Raw genomic sequence first — 22,022 nt, 5'->3', positions numbered from 1 at the left:
GGCAGGCCCTGCCTGCCGGAAATACCCCGCCGCAGGGTTAGTATTTTCACATGATTTCAAATATCATCTTTGCCGTTCACTTTTAATCGGATTCGCTCATGACGGAAGCGCAAAGGCACCAAATTCTGCTGGATCTGCTCGCCCAAACGGGGTTTGTTACCGTGGAGCAGGTGATGTCGCGGCTCGGGATCTCACCCGCTACCGCCCGACGTGATATCAACAAGCTGGATGAAAGCGGCAAACTGAAAAAGGTTCGTAATGGCGCGGAAGCCATTAGCGAACAGCGCCCCCGCTGGACGCCGATGAACATCCACCAGGCGCAAAATCTGGATGAAAAAGTGCGTATTGCACGCGCCGCTTCGCAACTGATCGCGCCGGGTGAGAGCATCGTCATTAACTGCGGCTCCACCGCCTTTCTGTTGGGTCGGGAACTGTGCGGCAAACCGGTGCAGATCATCACCAACTATCTGCCGCTGGCTAACTACCTGATCGACCAGGAGCATGACAGCGTGATTATCATGGGCGGCCAGTACAACCGCAGCCACGCCATCACCCTCAGCCCCCACGGTAGCGAGAACAGCCTCTATGCCGGACACTGGATGTTTACCAGCGGCAAAGGGCTCACCGCCGAAGGCCTCTACAAAACGGATATGTTGACCGCCATGGCCGAGCAAAAAATGCTTAACGTGGTCGGCAAACTGGCGGTGCTGGTCGACAGCAGCAAGATCGGCGAGCGCGCCGGGATGCTATTCAGCCAGGCCGGACAAATAGACGTGGTGATCACCGGCAAACAGGCCGATGCCGCGATCCTCAAACAGCTTGAGGATCAGGGCGTCAGCGTAATCCGCGTTTAAAGGTGCTGCTGAAAAAAGGCGACCGTGGTAGCCAGCGCCTCTGGCGTAATGCGATGGCGGACGCCTTTCTGCCAGACGCAGGTCAGCCTGGCGGCAAGATCCGCCTGCCGGAGCGCCTGCTCTAGTCGAAAGGTTTCTTCCGGCGGCACCACGTCATCGGCATCGCCATGCCAGAGCAATAGCGGCCGCCGGGCAAGGGACGCCAGCTGATGGCTGACATCCCATTCGTTGAGGCTATCGACATCAAAATCAGGCGAGGGGAACAGGGTTTGCGACAGGGAACGAAAATAGCCCGACCCCATCAGACAGGCGACGCTGTTCAGCTCGGGGTGATGCGTCATGATGCCCAACGCCGTCATTCCCCCCATCGAAGCGCCCGCCACCGCCAGCCGCTCCCCTTCCAGCCATCCTTCAGCGATTATCGCCTCGCGCAGCGCAGGAAACTCCCTGAAATTCTGCTGCAGAATCGGCCAGAAGCGCTGCATCCGCCCGGCCTCATCGCCCTGATAGCGCGCCCCATGCTCCGGCGCGTCCGGCATGATCACCCGGAATCCGGCCTCGGCCAGCGCCACCGCAAAGTAGCTGTAGACCAGCTTCGACGAGGTAAAGCCATGATAAAAGACGATACAGGGCAAGGGCTTATCCAGACTCTCCTGCGGACAGGCATGTAAAATTTCACCACCGCCGAGGTTGCGCATTTCTAGTGCAATCATTTATCGTCTTCCTTCTCTATCGTGGTTAGGCGTCATGGGAAAATTCATTCACCAGGCAACCCAGTTTGCTACGATTCATAATGTTGAGAACCCGGTTACGCTTTCACAACATTTTCATTCGAAAATCGCGTCAGAGATAACAGTTCGGGAACATTCCCCGGCAATCCTGTTAAGGCTACCACTACACTATCACTATCAGGAAACGAGATATGGTTATGCGCAGGTTTTCACCGTGGTTACTGGCTATCGTCCTCAGCGGGTGTAGCGCCCTGCAGGGAACGCCGGAAGCCCCGCCGCCCGCCACCGACCATCCGCAGGAGATCCAGCGCTACCAGACGGCTGGCCTGCAGAAAATGGCCACGGTAAGCGTACTGATGTACGGTTCGCCGATGGATGTCGAAGCGGCGCTGAAGGCCAAAGCAGAAGCGGCCAAAGCCGATTACTACGTCATCATCATGATCGATGACACCATGGTACCCGGCCAGTGGTATTCGCAGGCGATCCTCTATCGTCGATAACGAGGCGGCGTCTTTAAATCTGCTTTACACAGCTTTGCGTCCATTCACGTTCTCCTGTGCATAATAACGTTCGGCCAGCCACCTGGCAGGACGTTAGCAACGGACTGCCCTTGGGACTACGTGAAATGGAGCTGACGATGAAACGATCTTTTACCCTATCCAGCCTGCTGTTAACCGCTGCGACGGCCAATACGTCCGCGCAGTCAGCCGAATTCGCCAGCGCGGATTGCGTCACTGGCCTGAATGAAATCGGTCTGATCTCCGTCACTAATCTTTCCGGTAGCCAACAGGATGTAGAGCACGCCATTGCCCGCAAAGCAGACGAGCAAGGCGCCTCCTGGTATCGCATTATTCAGATGTACGAGGAACAACAGCCGGACAGCTGGCGCGTGCAGGCCATTCTCTACGCCTGAGGCGCCTGGCGCCCGCGCCCCATAGCCCGCAGCAGCAGGTCGTCGAGGGTCAGCGCGTCAAGACGTATGCCGCCGCGGGTGTCGAGCATCATCCGGCACCAGGCTTCGGCCAGCGGCGGCGAAGCATGGCGCAGCATCTGCGCCCCCGCGCCAAGACGATAGACCAGCCGGGCAATCTCTCTCCCCTGCTCTTCGGCGGGTCGTTTCAGCAGTTGCTGCAGCTGACGCCATGCGCGGTCGAGATGGCGGTTCTGCCCTTTCACCTCCGCACACTCCGCGGCCAGCAGCTCCATCGCCGCCGGCTGCTTGCTCAGCACCCGCATCACATCGAGGCACATAATATTGCCGGAGCCTTCCCAGATGCTGTTGACCGGCATCTCACGGTAGAGGCGCGGGAGTTCGCTCTCCTCGCAATAGCCGATGCCGCCCAGCACTTCCATCGCCTCGGCGACAAACGGGATACCGGCCTTACAGATGGCAAACTTGGCCGCAGGCGTAAACAGGCGCGCCCAGGCGCTTTCCCGGGCATCATCCCGATGGTCCCAGGCCCGCGCCAGGCGAAACAGAAACGCGGTCTGCCCCTCCAGACGGAGCGCCATTTGCCCCAGCAGCTGGCGCATCATCGGCTGTTCGACCAGGTTTTTGCCAAACGCCTGACGCTGTAGCGCGTGATACAGCGCCACCGAGAAGGCGCGACGCATCAGGGCATGGCTGCCCAGCGCGCAGTCAAAGCGGGTCAGGCCGCCCATCCTGAGGATCTGCCGCACGCCGTCGCCTTCGTCGCCCACCAGCCAGCCGCAGGCCTCATAAAACTCCACTTCGCTACTGGCGTTGGAGCGGTTGCCGAGCTTCTCTTTTAAGCGTTCAAGACGCACGCCGTTACGCTGCCCGTCGGGCAGCAGACGCGGCACAAAGAAGCATGAGAGCCCCGCCGGAGCCTGAGCCAGCACCAGGTGAGCATCGCTCTGCGGCACCGAGAAGAACCACTTGTGTCCCACCAGTCGGTAAAACCCTTCCGCCGTTTTCTCCGCGCGAGTGGTATTGCTCAGCACATCAGACCCCCCTTGCTTCTCGGTCATCCCCATGCCGATCAGCAGGCCGCGCTTCTGGCCGCCAGGCGCAAGGTGCGGATCGTAACGGTCGCTCAGCAGCGGCGACAGCCAGTCGCGAAAGGGCGCGGGCAGGGCGTGCTGCAGCAGGGGCGTCGCGGCGAAGGTCATGGTAATCGGGCACAACGTCCCGGCCTCCACCTGGGCATGGAGCAGAAAGCGGGCGGCGCGGGCGACAAACGCGCCTTCGCGGGCATCCTCCTGCCAGGCGAGGTTATGTACCCGATTCGCGCACAGCCCCTGCATCAGCAGGTGCCAGGCGGGATGAAAGCGCACGTCGTCCAGCCGGGCGCCGGTGGCGTCATAGCGCAGCAGCTCCGGCGGATTGCTGTTGGCCAGGCGTCCCAGCTCCAGCGATTCGGCTGTCCCCAGCTGCTGGCCAATGCTGGCGAGCAGATCGCCATCCCAGCCGGCGCCTTCGCGGACCACTGCTTCACGCAGAGCGGTATCGGACAGAAACAGATTGCTGTTATTCAGCGGGGTGGGTTGATTAAAAACGGTGTGCGTTTGCCAGTGCATCGTGTCTCCCTCCATCAATGGCGATAGCCATAAGTATGGTTATCCGGAGGGATACTCGCCCGCGAGAGCGGTCACAAAAAAGCCATCCCGGAGGATGGCTTTTTTTGATTCGTCGATGGTTCAGCTTAGCTGCGCTGGCGTACTGCTTCAAACAGACAGATGCCGGTAGCCACCGAGACGTTCAGCGAGGAGACGCTGCCCGCCATCGGGATACTGATCAATTCATCGCAGTGTTCGCGGGTCAGACGACGCATGCCTTCGCCTTCCGCGCCCATCACCAGCGCCATCGGGCCGGTCATTTTGCTCTGGAACAGCGTATGGTCGGCTTCCCCTGCGGTTCCGACGATCCAGACGTTCTCTTCCTGCAGCAGACGCATGGTGCGCGCCAGGTTGGTGACGCGGATCAGCGGGACGTTCTCCGCCGCGCCGCAGGCCACTTTCTTCGCCGTCGCATTCAACTGAGCGGAACGATCTTTTGGCACGATCACCGCATGCACGCCGGCGGCGTCAGCGCTACGCAGGCAGGCGCCGAGGTTGTGCGGATCGGTTACGCCGTCGAGGATCAGCAGGAACGGTTGATCGAGCTGCGCCAGCAGATCCGGCAGATCGTTCTCCTGATACTGACGCCCCGGCTTCACGCGGGCAATGATCCCCTGGTGCACAGCGCCTTCGCTCTTCTCATCAAGAAACTGACGGTTGGCCAGCTGAATCACCACGCCCTGCGCTTCCAGGGCATGGATCAGCGGCAGCAAGCGCTTATCCTCACGGCCTTTCAGAATATAAACTTCCTGAAAACGCTCAGGTGCGCGCTCCAGCAGTGCCTGCACCGCATGGATGCCGTAAATCATTTCACTCATTGATGTACTCGTTTTAGGTTCTGTTATCTGCCCCCTTCACCCCATCCTGCGTCAGCAGACTTCAGGGTGAAGGGAGGTCAATCACTCGGCGATCTTCTTCTTTGCCGCGCGCTTGGCTTTCGTCGCGGCGGCGATTTTCTGTGTTTTCGCCGACGGTTTTTTCGCTTTTTTCTCTTTCTTCGGTCGGGCGGTCTCTTTCTCTTTACGGAAAGCGCTGTCCGGCTCGAAGTTTACCTGCTTACCCACCTGGCGGCGACGGCCGCCCGGCTTGCCAGAGGTACTCTTTTTCGCTTTCTCACGGGCGGTCTTGCCGACATTACGCGGCGCACGCTCGCTGGAGATCAGGGTAAAGTCGATTTTCCGCTCGTCCATGTTGACCGCTTCCACACGGACTTCCACGCGGTCGCCCAGGCGATAGGTCTGGCCGCCGGACTCACCAATGAGACGCTGCCCCACCTGGTCGAAACGATAATAGTCGTTATCCAGGCTGGAAACATGCACCAGACCGTCGATAAACAGATCGTTCAGGCGGACGAAGAAGCCAAAGCCGGTCACGCTGGCGATCACGCCGGAGAAGATGTTGCCCACCTGATCCTGCATGAAGTCGCACTTCAGCCAGTCAGACACTTCGCGCGTCGCTTCGTCGGCGCGGCGCTCGGTCATCGAACAGTGCTGACCCAGCTGGAGCATCTCTTCCATACTGTAGTGCCAGCCGCCGGTCTCGGTGCTGTTGCCTTTATGTCCCTGCTCTTTGGCCAGCAGATACTTGATAGCGCGGTGCAGCGACAGGTCCGGGTAACGACGAATCGGCGAGGTGAAGTGGGCGTATGACTGCAGCGCCAGGCCAAAGTGACCGCGGTTTTCCGGATCGTAGACCGCCTGCTTCATGGAGCGCAGGAGCATCGTCTGCAGCATTTCGGCATCCGGGCGATCGGCGATGGAGGTTAGCAGTTCGGCGTAATCACGCGGCTCCGGCTTGTTGCCGCCAGGCAGCTCCAGTCCCAGCTCAGCCAGCACGGTACGGAAGGAGGTAATCGCTTCGGTGGTTGGCTTATCATGGATACGGAACAGCGCCGGCTCCTGCGCCTTCTCAACGAAGCGCGCGGCGGAGATGTTCGCCAGGATCATGCACTCTTCAATCAGCTTATGCGCATCGTTACGCTGAGTCTGTTCGATACGCTCAATACGGCGTTCGGCATTGAAGATGAATTTAGCTTCTTCACTTTCAAATGAGATACCACCGCGCTCTTCGCGGGCGCTCTCCAGCACTTTGTAGAGGTTATGCAGCTCTTCAATGTGCTTCACCAGCGGCGCGTAGTGTTCGCGCAGTTCCTGGTCACCCTGCAGCATATGCCACACTTTGGTGTAGGTCAGGCGAGCATGTGAACTCATCACCGCTTCATAGAATTTATAACCGGTCAGACGGCCTTTTGACGAAATCGTCATCTCGCACACCATACACAGGCGATCGACCTGCGGGTTCAGCGAGCATAGACCGTTAGACAGCACTTCCGGCAGCATCGGCACTACCTGCGACGGGAAGTAGACCGAGGTGCCACGACTGCGCGCTTCCGCATCCAGCGGCGTCCCCGGGCGCACGTAGTAGCTGACGTCGGCAATGGCGACCCACAGGCGCCAGCCGCCGCCGCGTTTCTTCTCGCAGTACACCGCGTCATCGAAGTCGCGGGCATCTTCGCCGTCAATGGTAACCAGCGGCAGCGAGCGTAAATCGACGCGTCCGGCCTTCGCCTCTTCCGGCACCTGTTCTTTGAGACCGGAAACCTGTTTTTCCACCGCCGGCGGCCAGACATAAGGAATTTCATGGGTACGCAGCGCCATATCGACGGCCATGCCGGTGCCCATGTTGTCGCCCAGCACTTCGACGATTTTACCCACCGCTTTGGTGCGGCGGGTTGGTCGCTGGGTCAGCTCGACCACGACCACGTAGCCCATCCGCGCGCCCATTATCTCTTCCGGCGGGATCAGGATATCGAAGCTCAGGCGGCTGTCGTCCGGGACGACAAAGCCGACGCCAGCGTCGGTGAAGTAACGGCCAACTATCTGGCTGGTTTTCGGCACGAGGACGCGGACGATGCGCGCTTCGCGGCGGCCCTTACGGTCCGCGCCCAGCGGCTGAGCCAGCACCTGGTCACCGTGAATACAGGTTTTCATCTGTTCTGACGACAGGTACAGATCGTCTTTGCGCCCTTCAACGCGCAGGAAACCATAGCCATCGCGGTGGCCAATAACGGTTCCTTTGAGGAGATCGAGGCGTTCCGGCAGGGCATAGCACTGGCGGCGGGTGAAGACCAGCTGACCGTCGCGCTCCATCGCGCGCAGGCGGCGGCGCAGCGCTTCGGTTTGCTCTTCGCCCTCGATATTTAACTCGATGGCCAGCTCATCGCGGCTGGCAGGCTTTTCCCGTTTAGTTAAATGTTCGAGGATAAATTCCCGGCTCGGGATAGGGTTCGCGTACTTCTCAGCTTCGCGTTCCTGGAATGGATCTTGTGACATATCGGTTCCTCCGTTGTCATCTCCGGCAGAGTGGCGTCACTCCACCAGCAATAATTTATAAAGCGGTTGATTCTTCTCAACCAAATCAGCCAGCGTATAGTTATCCAGTTCCTTGAGAAAACTCTGCGCGGCTTCAGCTAGTGCCTGTTTCAGACGACAGGCTGGTGTAATGTGGCAAAACTCGCTGCTGCAGTTGACCAGCGATAAGGGTTCAAGGTCACGCACCACGTCACCGACGCGGATCTGTCCTGCTGGTTTGCCGAGGCGAATGCCCCCGTTCTTCCCCCGCACGGCAGTCACGTAGCCCATGCGACTTAACTGATTGATTATTTTAACCATATGATTACGGGAGACGCCATAGACCTCGGTCACTTCCGAGATACTGGTCATTCGTCCTTCCGGCAGCGACGCCATATAAATCAGCGCGCGTAGTCCGTAATCGGTGAAACTCGTTAACTGCACATAAACCTCAGGGAAAAGAAAACAGGGTATGTCGAGCGACATCATTATTATTGATGATAAACCAGCCAGCGCTCAGGCCGCTAATTTATTTGAAATGGGGCGGGCGAACAGCAAAAACAAGGGCGCCCGAACGGCGCCCCTTGAGAGTGATTACGCGTCGAACGGATCGCGCAGAATCATAGTCTCGGTACGGTCTGGACCGGTAGAGATGATATCCACCGGCACGCCGGTCAGCTCTTCAATACGCTGGATGTAGTTCAGGGCTGCCTGCGGCAGGCCGCTGCGCTCTTTCACGCCGAAGGTGGTTTCGGACCAGCCCGGCATGGTTTCGTAGATAGGCTCGATACCTTCCCAGTTATCGGCAGCCAGCGGAGTGGTGGTCACTTCACGGCCATCCGGCATACGGTAGCCAACGCAGATTTTCACTTCTTTCAGGCCGTCGAGGACGTCCAGTTTAGTCAGGCAGAAGCCGGACAGGGAGTTAATCTGCACCGCGCGACGGACTGCGACCGCGTCCAGCCAGCCGGTACGACGACGACGGCCGGTGGTGGCGCCGAATTCGTTACCCTGCTTGCAGAGGAACTCGCCAGTTTCATCAAACAGCTCGGTCGGGAACGGACCTGCACCGACGCGAGTTGAGTACGCTTTAATGATACCGAGAACGTAATCCACATAACGCGGGCCCAGGCCGGAGCCGGTCGCCACGCCACCTGCGGTGGTGTTAGAGGACGTAACGTACGGGTAGGTACCGTGGTCGATATCCAGCAGCGTACCCTGCGCGCCTTCGAACATCACGAAGTCGCCGCGCTGACGCGCCTGATCCAGCAGGTCGGATACGTCCACCACCATGCTGGTCAGGATGTCGGCAATCGCCATCACATCGTCCAGCACTTTCTGGTAGTCAACCGCTTCTGCTTTGTAGAAGTTCACCAGCTGGAAGTTGTGATATTCCATCACTTCTTTCAGTTTATCGGCGAAGGTTGCTTTATCGAACAGATCGCCAACGCGCAGACCGCGACGAGCGACTTTATCTTCGTAAGCCGGGCCAATGCCGCGACCGGTAGTGCCGATCGCTTTCGCGCCACGCGCTTTTTCACGCGCCACGTCCAGCGCCACGTGATAGTCAAGGATAAGCGGGCAGGCTTCAGAGAGCAGCAGACGCTCGCGAACCGGGATACCACGGTCTTCCAGGCCCTTCATCTCTTTCATCAGCGCGGCCGGAGACAGCACGACGCCGTTACCGATGATGCTGGTGACGTTTTCACGCAGAATGCCTGATGGAATAAGATGGAGAACGGTTTTTTCACCGTTGATTACGAGAGTATGGCCGGCGTTGTGACCACCCTGGTAGCGCACAACATATTTAGCCCGTTCAGTCAGGAGATCGACGATCTTCCCTTTACCTTCGTCACCCCATTGGGTGCCCAGTACGACGACGTTGTTACCCATTTTTCAAAATCACCGTTTGCTTAAAAATGGATTCTACCATCGCTTTTTCAGAGTTACAGCACTTTTTGCATCCAAAATAAGGCAAATCCGACCACTTTTTGATCAGCCAATCGATTTCCTCAACATGTAGTAGATCACAATCCCGGCAACCACAAGTCCGCCGCCAAAACGACGCAATAAATTATCCGGTAGCTGGCTCAGGCTGGCGACCATCTTGCGCCAGGCGCGCGGATAAAGCAGCGGGCCAAGCCCTTCAAGTACTAAAACCAGCGCCAGCGCCAGCCAAATGGTGGAGTTCATCGTCAACCCTAATTGAAAAGTATCATTGCCGCCCTCGCGGGCGTCTCGGCCAGCATGGTGAATTCATTCCCTCATTTCACATTGTCCCGTATTTCAGCTTCATTATGAACCGGAAAGGTGAAACAAAATTCACAACTAATTGTATTGCTGGATATTTTTTAAATTGTAACTATGCCATCGCGTACTACAACCCGGTACGTCTACTTAATCAGGAAGATTATGATGAGAGAATTAACCGCATTTGAAATCGAAAATGTGAGCGGCGCAGGCTGGTTACAGGATGGTCTGGCGGCCTTAGGCAGCAAGGTCGGCGCAGCCGCATGGACGATGGGCACCGATGCCCTGAGCATTAACCTGCCACTGCTTGGCACCCTCAATCTGGCCGACCTGGCGCCGGACCTGGGCAAAACCTTAGGCGAAAGCATCGGCTCTTCTATCGGCGGCACCATCGAAAGTACGCTGGCAAGCCTGCCGGTGATCGGCGGCCTGCTGAACAAGCTACTCGGCAACTAATTCCCGCCCTCGCAGCATGAAAAAAGGCGCCTGTTTCAGGCGCCTTTTCGCATTATTACTTCAGGTTTACACCTTCTCCGGCTTATTTACGCACCGAATCCGGTGAACGCATATAGCGGAAGAAATCGCTGTCCGGGCTCAGGACCATCACATCCTGATTGCTCTGGAAGCTCTTCTCATAGGCACGCAGGCTACGGATAAAGGAGTAGAAGCCTGGATCCTGGCTGAACGCGTCGGCAAACAGTTTCGCTGATTCCGCATCACCTTCACCACGCAGGATACGGCCCTGGCGCTCGGCTTCCGCCAGCGTCTTGGTGACTTCATAGTCCGCAGTCGCGCGCAGTTTTTCCGCCTCTTCCTGACCCTGTGAACGGTGGCGACGAGCAACCGCTTCACGCTCCGCGCGCATACGGTTATAAATCGCTTCCGACACTTCTGCCGGCAGGTTGATCTGTTTGATACGTACGTCGACAACTTCGATACCCAGCGCCGCCATACTGTTCGGGTTGATCACCTGCACTTTACCGTTGGTTTCGGCTTCCACACGCTCTGCCGCTTTAGCAATCGCGTCGTCAGCCGCCGGGGTGCTAACCTCATCTTCCGTACCGGCCGAACCCGAGTTCAGCGCATCGCGCACTTCCAGGGTCAGGCGACCACGGGAGTCGGTGACGATATCTTTCACATCCAGACGACCAATTTCAGACCGCAGACGGTCAGAGAATTTACGCTTCAGCAGCACCTCGGCCTGGGAGACGTCGCCGCCGCCGGTTGCCAGGTAGTAACGGCTGAAGTCGCTGATACGCCACTTGATATAGGAGTCGACGATCAGGTCTTTCTTCTCTTTAGTAACGAAACGGTCAGCCTGGTTGTCCATGGTCTGAATACGCGCATCCAGCATCTTCACCGATTCGATAAACGGGATCTTGAAGTGCAGGCCTGGCGCATACACCAGCGGCTTGTTTTCGTCGTCGCGCAGAACTTTACCGAAACGCAGCGTGATACCGCGCTCGCCTTCCTTTACGACAAAGACAGACATGTAGAGCACTACCAGCACGATGACAATGATCGCGATAACAGATTTACGCATCGTTATTCCCCCTGACGCTGGTAGTCGTTACGCTGCGCGTTAGCGCGGCGTTGGTCCATAATGCTACCCCCGGTTGAGCTCGAGGTTGATGAGGTGCTGGCGCTGCTTGAGCTGGATGCTGGCGGCAGGCGCAGCAGATCGCTGGCGTCACTACTATCGCTCTTTGCTGCCGGCGCAGCGGCGCCTTTCAGCATCTGATCCAGCGGCAGAACCATCAGATTGCCGTTTTTGCTGTCATTGACCAGCACTTTACGGGTGTGGCTCAGCACTTTTTCCATGGTTTCGATATACAGACGCTCGCGGGTAATTTCCGGCGCGGCTTTGTATTCCGGCAGGATCTTCGCAAAGCGAGCCACTTCACCCTGGGCTTCCAGAACGGTCTGGGTCTTATAGGCGCGTGCCTCTTCGAGGATACGCTGCGCCTGACCATTCGCCCGCGGCTGGACTTCGTTGGTATACGCTTCCGCTTCACGAATGTACTGCTGCTCGTTCTCACGCGCGGCAATGGCATCGTCAAACGCGGCCTTCACCTCTTCCGGCGGACGCGCCGTCTGGAAGTTGACGTCCAGCAGAGTGATACCCATGTTGTACGGGCGAATCGTCTCTTCCAGCTCACGCTGGGTATCGCTACGGATCACGGTACGACCTTCGGTCAGAATGCGATCCATGGTGTATTTGCCGATCACGCCGCGCAGCGCGCTGTCGGTGGCCTGACGCAGACTGTCGTCCGCGCTGGTCACGCTAAACAGATAGCGCTCCGGATCGGTGACGCGGTACTGCACGTTCATCTCAACGCGCACCACGTTTTCGTCAGAGGTCAGCATGACGCCGGAAGCCGCAAGTTCGCGCACCGACTCCACGTTCACCGCCTGAACGTTATCGATAAAGGTCGGTTTCCAGTTCAGGCCAGGCTCAACCAGATGGCTGAACTTACCAAAACGGGTGACCACGCCGCGCTCGGCCTCTTTAATGGTATAGAAACCGCTGGCCGCCCAGATAATCACTGCCGCCGCGGCAACGATGCCGACAATACGCCCGCCCATCGGTCCGCGAGGCCCCTGCGCGCTATTGCCGCCGCCCAGTCCGCCCTTGCCGCCGCCGAGCCCGCCAAGTTTTTTACTTAACTTGCGGAAGATATCATCCAGATCCGGCGGCCCCTGCTCGCGACCGCCTTTATTGCCATTTCCCTCAGAGTTGCCGCCAGGTTTGCTGCTCCCCCACGGGTCGCGGTCCTGTCCGTTATTACCGGGCTGATTCCACGCCATGTATATGCTCCATATTTGTTTTTGATATCCCCACAGGGGTCAATATCTTCAGGCAAGCTGCAAGGTTAAACCACATAGTCAACAAGCGTTGGCTCTTGCTTACAGAGGCGCCGCCAGTCAACGATCGGCATGCGCACCTGCAGACTCACGCTGCCGTCATCCTCCATCCACTCTTTTTCTATCGCCTGAAGCTGATAGAAACGGCTTCTCAGTCGCCCTTCTTTCGGCGGTAAGCGCAGCGTATGCTGGGCCACTTCACCGGAAAGACGCTCCGTTAATGCCTGAAAAAGCAGTGGTACGCCAACCCCGGTCTGGGCTGAAAGCCAGACCCGAATCGGTTTATTTTCATCGTCGCGATCGATGCGCGGTTCAAAATCGTCAAGCATGTCGATTTTGTTCATCACCAGCAGCGCCGGGATCTCATCGGCCTCAATTTCAGCGAGAACCGTATTTACCGCATCAATGTTTTCCTGCACGCGGACATCCGCCGCGTCAATCACATGCAGCAGCAGCGTCGCCTGACGCGTCTCCTGCAACGTCGCTTTAAACGCGGCTACCAGATCGTGCGGCAGGTGGCGAATAAAGCCGACGGTATCGGCCAGCACCGTTTCGCCGACGTCAGGGACGTCAATGCGGCGCAGCGTCGGGTCCAGGGTGGCGAACAGCTGGTTCGCGGCATAGACCTCGGCGGCAGTGATCTGGTTAAAGAGCGTTGATTTTCCGGCGTTGGTATAGCCCACCAGCGACACGGTAGGAATATCGGCTTTCGCACGCGACCGCCGCCCCTGCTCGCGCTGTTTCTCGACTTTTTCCAGCCGCGACAGGATCTGCATGATACGGTTACGCAATAAACGGCGGTCGGTTTCGAGCTGGGTTTCACCCGGGCCACGCAAACCAATCCCGCCCTTCTGTCTTTCAAGGTGGGTCCAACCGCGGACAAGGCGAGTCGCCATATGGCGCAGCTGCGCCAGCTCGACCTGCAATTTCCCTTCATGGGTGCGCGCGCGCTGGGCGAAAATATCTAAAATAAGACCGGTGCGATCGATAACCCGGCATTCGCACAGGCGTTCCAGGTTACGTTCTTGCGCCGGACTCAGGGCATGATCGAAGAGCACGACCGAAGCGCCGGTCGCTTTAACGGCTTCCGCAATTTCGACTGCCTTACCTTCACCAACAAAATACTTCGGGTGCGGTGCTTTACGGCTACCGGTAATCACCTGCATTGCTTCGACACCGGCGGAAGAGGCCAGAGTTTCAAACTCCTGGAGATCTTCCATATCTTTGTCTTGCGAAAAATAGATGTGTACCAGTACCGCCTGCTCACCGGCGTCATAACGGTCAAACAAGCGTAAACCCCTTATAAAATACCAGCGGGGAACGCAGAAAACCTGGCTCCCCGGCGTGGAAAAACAGCACTGGCCTTATTCGGCGTCGTCGCTGTCTTGTTGCGGCGCAGAAGAACCCTGCGCGCTACCACCGTGGTGATAGTTACTGGAACCGCCGCCAGCATTGTTGCTGTGGTGAGACACCGGGCGAGACGGGACAACAGTAGAAATTGCGTGCTTATAGACCATCTGGCTGACCGTGTTCTTCAACAGGATCACGAACTGATCGAAAGACTCAATTTGCCCTTGCAGCTTGATACCATTCACCAAATAAATAGAAACCGGAACGCGTTCCCGACGCAAAGCGTTCAGGAACGGATCTTGTAAAGATTGCCCCTTAGCCATTCTCTCTTTTCCTTATATGTATGCTTGTTTTGTACTCAGAACCTTACGATTCTCAAAAAAAATTACGCACGATACCGTTTAATTGTACACGTTCAGTTCTGGCTCGCACCAACAACCTGTAATACTTTGTTGAGCGCTTGTTCAGGTTGTTCACTGTCTAACCAGTGCACACCTTCCCAACCGCGCAGCCAGGTGACCTGACGTTTGGCTAACTGTCTCGTGGCGCAAACACCTCGATAAACCATCTCATCATACGGGATCTCGCCATTGAGATATGACCACATCTGGCGGTATCCAACACAACGGATGGAAGGCATGTCCGTATGCAAATCTCCGCGGGCAAAAAGCGCCCGTACTTCTGCTTCAAAACCTGAAGCTAACATCTGATGAAAACGCTGTTCTATGCGTTGATGGAGCAGTTCACGGCTCGCCGGGGCGATGGCGAACTGATGCACCTGATATGGCAGAGCGTCTCCTGACGTTTGCGTCAGTTCCGTTAAAGTTTTACCCGAAATGAAAAAAACTTCCAGTGCCCGGGAAAGCCTTTGCGGATCATTTGGATGAATACGCGCAGCAGCCACGGGATCGATCTCCTGTAATTGCTGATGTAACGCATTCCACCCCTGCTCTGCGGCCTGCTGCTCAATCCGCGCTCTGACCTCTGGGTCAGCCGACGGTAAGGGCGACAATCCTTCCAGCAACGCTTTGAAATACAACATCGTTCCGCCGACTAACAGCGGAATTCGCCCGGCGGCGACTATATCCGCCATCGCCGCCAGCGCATCGCGGCGAAAATCCGCCGCGGAATAGGCCTCCGCAGGATCCAAAATATCCAGCAGCCGATGCGGCGCAGCGCTAAGCTCCGCAGCATCCGGTTTGGCGGTGCCAATATCCATTCCCCGATAAATGAGGGCGGAATCAACGCTAATCAACTCTACTGGCAAAACTTTACGTAAGGCTATCGCCAGCGCGGTTTTGCCGGAGGCCGTCGGGCCCATTAAAAAAATTGCCTTGGGCAGGCTCGCCTCGGTTACATCATTCATCTTTCAGGGCATTCATCGCCGAATGGAGATCTACAGGTTGTAACAGGCCACCCGGCGGCGTTCTCACCAGCTGCGGGCAAAGACGCTCAACGTCCGCCAGCAGCGCAATCGCCTGCGCCATATTCCATGACGTCTGTTCGCTCGTCAGATTACGCGCCATCCATTGGGCGATATTGCCGACGTCGAATGCGTTTTGCTGCGCCAGGTAGCCTATCAGTTCAGGAATCAAGATTTGTAAATTTTGTTGTCTTAAGGGTAAAGGGACCGCGCGCACCGTCACGTGCAGGGCATCGGTATGCACATCGATCCCTAGCTGCGCCAGCGCCGGCTGAGCGGCGGCCAGCGCCTGTTTTTCCCCTTCCGTAACTTTTAACCGCAGCGGGATCAGCAGCGGCTGAGCACATACCGCCTCCGCTCCCGGGGTCAACTGCGCCTGGCGCAGCCAGCGCTCGGCAACGGTCAACGACAGCAGCGCCAGACCACCCTCGCGCTCCAGCAGCGCGCAGTCGCCGCCAACAATCGTCAACACTCTGCCAAAGCTCTGACTGTGACCGGCCAACTCTGCCGCCGCCGGAGGCTGCAACGCTGGCTTTGGCGCCGTTGGCGTGTCGAGCAGTTGACGATAAAGCGCTCCCTGCTGCTTCTGGTAACCCGGCTGCGCATGCGGCCAGCTCGCGCCGCCCGGTTTGCCGCTGGAGGCCGCAGGCTCACGCGATGGCGTGATGCTGAAGCGGGTCGCAGGCTCCCGCGCTTCCGCTGGCCGCGCAAACTGGTTGCCTCCCGCGGCGATGCGGTTCTCCGGCATCGGGCGCGGCGCCGGCGGGTCGTCTTTTTCCGCCAGCGGCGCGTCAAGCTGCTGCTGCAGTACGCTCAGTACGCCCTGGTAGATAAAGTCGTGCACCAGGCGCGACTGATGGAAACGCACCTCATGCTTGGCCGGGTGGACGTTTACATCCACCTGATGGGGATCGATCTCCAGATACAGCACAAACGCCGGTTGCTGATCGGCCCCTAGCTTGTCTTCACAGGCCTGGCGGATAGCATGGTTGATCAGCCGATCGCGCATCATCCGCCCGTTAACGTAGCAATACTGAATTTCCGCCAGCGCCGGGGTGGTATGCAGCGGATCGGCGACCCAGCCGCGCAGGGTCAGATCGCCATGCTGCCACTCGATCGCCAGCGCATGTTCGAGAAAAGCGGCGCCGCAAATTGTCCCCAGCCGGCGCTCGCGCTGGCCATCCTGAGCGACGGCCCGATACTGGCGCATCACCTTGCCGTTATGGCTGAGGTTGATAGTGACGTCGAAGCGCGCCAGCGCAATGCGGCGCACCACCTCGTCAATGTGGCCGAACTCGGTCTTTTCGGTGCGCATAAATTTGCGCCGCGCCGGGGTGTTATAGAACAGATCGAGGACTTCCAGAGTGGTACCGACCGGGTGCGCCGCCGGCTTCACCGTCACCGCCTGATCGCGGCCTTCAGCATACGCCTGCCAGGCTTCCTGCTGCTCCGCCGTGCGCGAAGTCAGCGTTAAGCGCGCTACCGAACTGATACTGGCCAGCGCTTCGCCGCGAAAGCCGAGGCTAATAATGGCCTCCAGATCGTCAAGCGAGGCGATCTTGCTGGTCGCATGACGAGCCAGGGCCAGCGCCAGCTCGTCTTTTTTGATGCCGCTGCCGTTATCGCGGATGCGAATGAGCTTCGCGCCGCCGCGTTCGATATCAATGTCAATCCGCGTAGCGCCCGCATCAAGACTGTTCTCAACCAGCTCTTTCACCACCGACGCGGGCCGCTCCACCACCTCGCCGGCGGCAATCTGGTTGGCGAGCTGCGGCGGCAGAACCTGAATCGGCATCCCCTGCTCCTTAGTTAATCAACATCCCGCCCGGCGCCGCGGCGCTGGCGGTCTGCGCCGCCTCGCCGCGAGGCGCCGACTGCAGCGGATGCTGCATAAAGTAGTTGCGTAAGCCGTTATAAATCGCCTCCGCAATCTGCTCCTGGTAATCATCGCTACCCAGCAGCCGCTCTTCGCCGTTGTTACTGATAAAGCCCGTTTCCACGAGGATCGACGGGATGTCCGGCGAGCGCAGCACTCCAAGGCTAGCATGCTCCGGGCGGCGTTTGTGCAGGTTGCCAATACGCTGCAGCTGGCTCAGCACGTTGGTCGCCACATCGTAGCCGACGCGCTGGGAATGACCAAACTGCAGATCCAGCACCGCCTGGCTCAGGTAGGGGTCGGCCTGGCTGTTTGCCAGCACATCGCCCGCACCGCCGAGCAGTTCAGACTGCTTCTCATGCTGCTCGAGCCAACCGGCCATTTCGCTGTTGGCGCGACGGTTCGAGAGCACCCACACCGAGGCGCCAGTGGCATCGCGGTTTGGCGCGGCGTCAGCATGGATAGAGACGAGGAAATTGGCGTTTTGCTTACGCGCCACGTCAGAGCGGCCCATCACCGAAATAAAGTAATCCCCGTCGCGGGTCAGCACCGGCTTAAACTGCGGATCGGCGTTCAGTAACGCCCGCAGCTTGCGCGCGATAGCGATAGTCACGTTTTTCTCTTTGGTGCCGTTCGGGCCAATCGCGCCAGGATCCTGGCCGCCGTGCCCGGCATCAATGGCGATAATGACTTTATCATCCGCCGACACCGTGCGGGCCGCCGGGCGAGTCACGGTCTGATTGTTGGTCATCGCCGGCTGAGAGGAGGTCATCACCGTCTGCCGTTCATGACCCGACGAGCTGAACGGGTTACGCCCTGACGTCGTCGTCCGGGAAGGCATCACCGGCGGCGGGTCGGCCCGTTTCACCACCACGGGCGGCGGAGGCGGCGGCGGCGGCGCGTCGGCGTTGATGGTAAAGACCACCGTGTAATTCGCCCCGTTCTGTTGCTTCACCGCCCGGGTTTTGCCATCTTCCGTCAGATCCACCAGCAGACGCAGCGTCTGCGTATCCTGCGGCGTGCCGGCGCGAATACTCTTCACCAGGTTGCTGCCGCTAAACTGCAGCGGTAGTCCCTGCAATACGCCGGTCTGCTTGATATCCAGCGCCACCAGACGTTTACCCTGTGGGGTAAAGGAGTACTCCGGCTCACCGACAAAGCTTAGGGTAATACGGGCCTGCTGGTCTCCGTTAGAGACCTGGATATCGGATAAACTCGCCGCAGTGACGTGAAGACTCGACAGCATCAGCGCAGCGGCAAGCCAGGTGGTTATGCGATACTTCATCCCGTCATCCTTCAGGCTAAAAGGCTAAACGCGCCAGTAAAGATTCACCCCGTGAGGAGATCGCGGTAATACGCGCCTCACGCCCTTGTGCCTGGTAATCAAGGTGAATTTCAACATCCGGGTCAGGCAGGACACCTGCGCCTTGCTGCGGCCATTCCACCAGGCAGATGGCATCGTCGGCAAAATAATCACGGATCCCCATAAATTCGAGTTCCTCAGGATCCGCCAGACGGTAGAGATCGAAGTGATACACCATCAGGTTCTCGAGGGTATAGGGCTCCACCAGGGTATAAGTTGGGCTTTTGACATTGCCGCGGTGACCGAGCGCCTGCAAAAAGCCGCGGCTGAAGGTCGTTTTCCCCGCGCCTAAATCACCATACAGATAAATCACGGTGGCGCCGGTACAGGCCTGCGCGATGCGGTCGCCAAGGGCCAGCGTGGCCTGCTCATCGGGTAAAGGAATCACTCGGTTAATCATGGTCTACGTCAATCACATCCGGGTTAACAACACGCCTGAGCGTGGAAAAGAGATCGGTCGCCAGCATGCCGCGGGTGCCCTCGCGGGCGGCCAGTCGGTCGGCGGCATCGCCATGAGCGACGCACCCGGCACAGGCAGCATCATACGGCGTCAGGTGCTGTCCTAACAACGCGGCGATGATGCCGGTGAGCACATCGCCCATCCCGCCGCTGGCCATCCCGGCATTGCCGGCATCGATAATGCCCATCGCCCCGCTTTCACTGGCCACCACCGTGCCCGCGCCTTTCAGCACAACCACGCCGCCATACCGTTTTACCAGACGCTGCGCAGAAAGTAAGCGATCGCTTTCAATTTCTGCCACGCTGACGTTCAGCAGACGGGCCGCTTCGCCGGGGTGCGGCGTTAGCACGCGATTGTGACGTTTATCGGGATTGAATGCCAGCAGGTTCAGCGCGTCGGCGTCCCAGACCATCGGTTTGTTAAAACTTTCCACCGTGCGCAGGGCGCTGCGCCCCCATTCGCGCTGCCCCAGGCCCGGGCCAATCGCCACCACGTCCGCCCACTCCAGCGCGGCTTTCAGAGTCTGCGGCGTCAGCTCATCTACCATTAATTCCGGCCGCACGGTGACAATGGGCGCCACGTTCTCCGGGTGAGTAAGTACTCGCACCAGTCCCGCGCCGCTGCGTAGGGCCGCTTCACCGCACATACGGATAGCGCCTGCCGTGCCGCGATCGCCGCCGACAATCACCAGTTTACCGTGATCGCCTTTATGGGAGGTGGCCCGCCGCGGCGGCAGCCAGTCGGCGAGGTGGGCGGCGCAAAACCGCGTCAGAGGAGTGCTTTGTCCGGCGAGCCAGCGTTCGAGCCCCAGCGCATGATGGTGGAGTTGCCCGACGACATCCCGCGCCTTGCCGGTCAGCAGCCCCGGCTTGAGGGCGATAAAGGTCAGCGTATGGTCGGCCTGTACCACCGCACCTGGCGTCGCGCCCGTCTGCGCATTCAGGCCGGAAGGGATATCCAGCGCCACCACCGGCGCCGGGTGGTGGTTCGCCTGGTGGATGAGCGCCGCAACGGGATCGCGCGGCGCACTGCGCAGACCGGTGCCGAGCAGGCCATCAATAATCAGTGAGATATCGTCGGGCCATGGGATGGTCGCCGCATGGATCACGCCGCCGGCGTTAAGCCACGCCTCCCGCGCCGCCTGCGCCTCTTCCGGCAGCGGGCTGTCACTCTCCACCGCCAGCAGCGTCACACGCCGCCCCGCGGCCTGTGCCAGACGCGCAACGACATATCCGTCGCCGCCGTTGTTGCCATGTCCGCAGAGGATCAGCCAGTGCGCGCTGGCAGGATAAGCACAGCTGGCCAGCTGGAACGCCGCCTCGCCCGCGCGCTGCATGAGTTCGAACAGCGTCAGCCCCAGGCTGTCCGCCGCCTCTCGTTCGGCCAGGCGCAGCGCCTCCGCAGGCCAAATGTTGTATGGTATACTGTCAGGGTTTTTCGTCATTGTATGGTCCATCATGTCACAGCCCCTCGATCTCGTTCAGTTAGCGCAACAAATCAAACAATGGGGCACAGAGCTTGGGTTCCAGCAGGTGGGGATCGCCGATACCGACCTCAGCGCCAGTGAACCCAAACTGCAGGCATGGCTGGATAAACAATACCACGGCGAAATGGAATGGATGGCCCGTCACGGTATGATGCGCGCCCGTCCCCACGAACTGCTGCCCGGTACGTTACGCGTCATCAGCGTGCGGATGAACTATCTGCCCGCTAACGCCGCCTTTGCCCGCACCCTGAAAGATCCCACGCTGGGTTACGTCAGCCGTTATGCCCTCGGGCGTGATTATCATAAGCTGCTACGTAATCGCCTGAAAAAGCTGGGGGAGAAGATTCAGGAACAGTGTGCTTCGCTCAATTTTAGACCTTTTGTCGATTCCGCGCCTATCCTGGAACGGCCAATCGCAGAAAAAGCGGGCCTTGGCTGGACAGGTAAGCACTCACTAATCTTAAGCCGCGACGCCGGATCGTTCTTTTTCCTCGGCGAACTGCTGATTGATCTGCCCCTGCCGGTCGACAGCCCGGTTGCGGAGGAGTGTGGGCGCTGCGTCGCCTGCATGACCATCTGTCCCACCGGGGCCATCGTTGAGCCCTATACCGTCGACGCCCGGCGCTGCATCTCCTATCTCACCATTGAACTGGAAGGTACAATCCCCGAGGAGTTCCGTCCACTAATCGGCAACCGTATTTACGGTTGTGATGATTGTCAGCTGATCTGCCCGTGGAACCGTTTCTCACAGCTCACCGATGAAGAGGATTTCAGCCCACGCAAAGCGCTGCATGCCCCGCCGCTGGTGGAGCTGTTCGCCTGGAGCGAAGCGTGGTTTCTGAAGGTGACCGAAGGGTCGGCGATTCGTCGCATTGGCCACCTGCGCTGGCTGCGTAATATCGCCGTCGCGTTGGGCAATGCGCCCTGGGATGAAGCCCATCTTCGCGCCCTGGAGAGCCGCCGGGGCGAGCACCCGCTTCTCGACGAACACATTGAGTGGGCGATTGCCCAGCAACTGAAAAAGCGGAACGCCGACGCCGTTGAAGTACAGCTGCCGAAAAAATTACGTCTGGTCAGAGTGGTAGAGAAAGGCTTGCCGCGCGACGCCTGATTCATTCATAGGCTGTGAATAAAATCTAAAACACATTGCGTTTCAAGGCGCAGACCAAGGTCAAGTGATCGGATTAACATTTTGAAATGAAATTTATTTGTTAAATTTCAATCACATACAAAGATACTATTTACAAAGCGAAGCATTTGCGCCGCCAGTGACGGAACGATAACCTGTGGATAACTCTGTTCACAGTATTTCTGAGGACCAAACGAAAATCATCCCCGGCGCTGGATTGCACTGTGGATAAATAAGAGATGGAAGAAAATTTGGAGCGGGAAACGAGACTCGAACTCGCGACCCCGACCTTGGCAAGGTCGTGC

At 58.5% G+C, this 22,022-nt stretch carries 21 protein-coding genes; 5 read left to right on the top strand and 16 right to left on the bottom strand.

Annotated features, from left to right (window positions below):
- The first annotated feature begins 98 nt into the window (after positions 1–98).
- The gene (gene ulaR, locus RRF55_RS13405; RefSeq protein ID WP_004177697.1) at positions 99–854 is read left to right on the top strand and encodes an HTH-type transcriptional regulator UlaR; all 756 of its coding nucleotides are present in this window, start codon (positions 99–101) and stop codon (positions 852–854) included.
- Here ulaR and yjfP read toward each other — a convergent pair.
- Entirely contained in the window at positions 851–1,567 is a 717-nt protein-coding gene (yjfP, locus tag RRF55_RS13400; protein ID WP_004178343.1) for an esterase, read from the bottom strand. The genes ulaR and yjfP overlap by 4 nt on opposite strands.
- Positions 1,568–1,776: 209 nt before the next feature.
- Here yjfP and bsmA point away from each other — a divergent pair, with 209 nt between their 5' ends.
- Together bsmA and yjfN are read left to right on the top strand one after the other, a co-directional pair.
- On the top strand, positions 1,777–2,085 hold the full coding sequence (gene bsmA, locus RRF55_RS13395) for a biofilm peroxide resistance protein BsmA (RefSeq protein ID WP_002885674.1): 309 nt from the start codon (positions 1,777–1,779) through the stop codon (positions 2,083–2,085).
- 137 nt (positions 2,086–2,222) lie between these two features.
- Entirely contained in the window at positions 2,223–2,498 is a 276-nt protein-coding gene (gene yjfN / locus RRF55_RS13390; protein WP_002885673.1) for a DUF1471 family protease activator YjfN, read from the top strand.
- Here yjfN and RRF55_RS13385 read toward each other — a convergent pair.
- The 6 genes from RRF55_RS13385 to RRF55_RS13360 form a co-directional block, all read right to left on the bottom strand.
- On the bottom strand, positions 2,489–4,126 hold the full coding sequence (locus tag RRF55_RS13385) for an isovaleryl-CoA dehydrogenase (protein ID WP_048271194.1): 1,638 nt from the start codon (positions 4,124–4,126) through the stop codon (positions 2,489–2,491). The two genes, yjfN and RRF55_RS13385, sit on opposite strands and share 10 nt — an antisense overlap.
- Before the next feature lie 125 nt (positions 4,127–4,251).
- Positions 4,252–4,983, bottom strand: coding sequence for a 23S rRNA (guanosine(2251)-2'-O)-methyltransferase RlmB (gene rlmB, locus RRF55_RS13380; protein WP_002885669.1), 732 nt, complete (start codon positions 4,981–4,983; stop codon positions 4,252–4,254).
- A gap of 81 nt (positions 4,984–5,064) precedes the next feature.
- Positions 5,065–7,497, bottom strand: coding sequence for a ribonuclease R (gene rnr, locus RRF55_RS13375; RefSeq protein ID WP_002885668.1), 2,433 nt, complete (start codon positions 7,495–7,497; stop codon positions 5,065–5,067).
- A gap of 36 nt (positions 7,498–7,533) precedes the next feature.
- Positions 7,534–7,959: a nitric oxide-sensing transcriptional repressor NsrR gene (gene nsrR / locus RRF55_RS13370; protein WP_002885667.1), complete on the bottom strand. Its 426-nt coding sequence runs from the start codon at positions 7,957–7,959 to the stop codon at positions 7,534–7,536.
- Between the two features lie 150 nt (positions 7,960–8,109).
- The gene (locus tag RRF55_RS13365) at positions 8,110–9,408 is read right to left on the bottom strand and encodes an adenylosuccinate synthase (protein WP_002885665.1); all 1,299 of its coding nucleotides are present in this window, start codon (positions 9,406–9,408) and stop codon (positions 8,110–8,112) included.
- 102 nt (positions 9,409–9,510) lie between these two features.
- Positions 9,511–9,708 carry a DUF2065 domain-containing protein gene (locus tag RRF55_RS13360; RefSeq protein WP_002885664.1) on the bottom strand — a complete coding sequence of 66 codons (198 nt, stop codon included), beginning with the start codon at positions 9,706–9,708 and terminating at the stop codon, positions 9,511–9,513.
- A gap of 222 nt (positions 9,709–9,930) precedes the next feature.
- On the opposite strand from RRF55_RS13360, the gene RRF55_RS13355 reads away from it, so the two are divergent.
- A complete protein-coding gene (locus RRF55_RS13355; protein WP_004894787.1) occupies positions 9,931–10,221 on the top strand; it encodes a hypothetical protein in 291 nt (96 codons plus the stop codon).
- An 82-nt stretch (positions 10,222–10,303) separates the two neighbouring features.
- Here the strand turns inward: RRF55_RS13355 and hflC are convergent, their stop codons facing one another.
- The 9 genes from hflC to nnr all read right to left on the bottom strand — a co-directional run bounded on the left by hflC (position 10,304) and on the right by nnr (position 20,546).
- On the bottom strand, positions 10,304–11,308 hold the full coding sequence (hflC, locus tag RRF55_RS13350) for a protease modulator HflC (RefSeq protein WP_004192484.1): 1,005 nt from the start codon (positions 11,306–11,308) through the stop codon (positions 10,304–10,306).
- Between the two features lie 2 nt (positions 11,309–11,310).
- Positions 11,311–12,573 carry an FtsH protease activity modulator HflK gene (hflK, locus tag RRF55_RS13345; RefSeq protein ID WP_004146726.1) on the bottom strand — a complete coding sequence of 421 codons (1,263 nt, stop codon included), beginning with the start codon at positions 12,571–12,573 and terminating at the stop codon, positions 11,311–11,313.
- 65 nt (positions 12,574–12,638) lie between these two features.
- Positions 12,639–13,919, bottom strand: a complete 1,281-nt coding sequence (gene hflX / locus RRF55_RS13340; protein WP_004146725.1) for a ribosome rescue GTPase HflX — start codon at positions 13,917–13,919, stop codon at positions 12,639–12,641.
- A 75-nt stretch (positions 13,920–13,994) separates the two neighbouring features.
- On the bottom strand, positions 13,995–14,303 hold the full coding sequence (hfq, locus tag RRF55_RS13335) for an RNA chaperone Hfq (protein WP_002885659.1): 309 nt from the start codon (positions 14,301–14,303) through the stop codon (positions 13,995–13,997).
- A gap of 92 nt (positions 14,304–14,395) precedes the next feature.
- Positions 14,396–15,346 carry a tRNA (adenosine(37)-N6)-dimethylallyltransferase MiaA gene (miaA, locus tag RRF55_RS13330; RefSeq protein ID WP_002885652.1) on the bottom strand — a complete coding sequence of 317 codons (951 nt, stop codon included), beginning with the start codon at positions 15,344–15,346 and terminating at the stop codon, positions 14,396–14,398.
- Positions 15,339–17,198 (bottom strand): DNA mismatch repair endonuclease MutL, encoded by a 1,860-nt coding sequence (gene mutL, locus RRF55_RS13325; protein WP_004152020.1) that lies wholly within the window; start codon positions 17,196–17,198, stop codon positions 15,339–15,341. Before mutL ends, miaA begins: the two co-directional genes overlap by 8 nt.
- A 10-nt stretch (positions 17,199–17,208) precedes the next feature.
- The gene (gene amiB / locus RRF55_RS13320; protein WP_032439123.1) at positions 17,209–18,564 is read right to left on the bottom strand and encodes an N-acetylmuramoyl-L-alanine amidase AmiB; all 1,356 of its coding nucleotides are present in this window, start codon (positions 18,562–18,564) and stop codon (positions 17,209–17,211) included.
- Between the two features lie 16 nt (positions 18,565–18,580).
- On the bottom strand, positions 18,581–19,042 hold the full coding sequence (gene tsaE / locus RRF55_RS13315) for a tRNA (adenosine(37)-N6)-threonylcarbamoyltransferase complex ATPase subunit type 1 TsaE (RefSeq protein ID WP_002885589.1): 462 nt from the start codon (positions 19,040–19,042) through the stop codon (positions 18,581–18,583).
- Entirely contained in the window at positions 19,035–20,546 is a 1,512-nt protein-coding gene (gene nnr / locus RRF55_RS13310) for a bifunctional ADP-dependent NAD(P)H-hydrate dehydratase/NAD(P)H-hydrate epimerase (protein ID WP_004198690.1), read from the bottom strand. Before nnr ends, tsaE begins: the two co-directional genes overlap by 8 nt.
- Positions 20,547–20,559: 13 nt before the next feature.
- Here nnr and queG point away from each other — a divergent pair, with 13 nt between their 5' ends.
- Entirely contained in the window at positions 20,560–21,699 is a 1,140-nt protein-coding gene (gene queG, locus RRF55_RS13305) for a tRNA epoxyqueuosine(34) reductase QueG (protein ID WP_048975092.1), read from the top strand.
- Positions 21,700–22,022 lie beyond the last annotated feature (323 nt).

Source organism: Klebsiella sp. K47, from assembly GCF_051858335.1.
Classification (GTDB): domain Bacteria; phylum Pseudomonadota; class Gammaproteobacteria; order Enterobacterales; family Enterobacteriaceae; genus Klebsiella; species Klebsiella pneumoniae.
The sequence above is the reverse complement of the archived record's forward strand: the minus strand, read 5'-3'. Positions and strand labels throughout refer to the sequence as shown.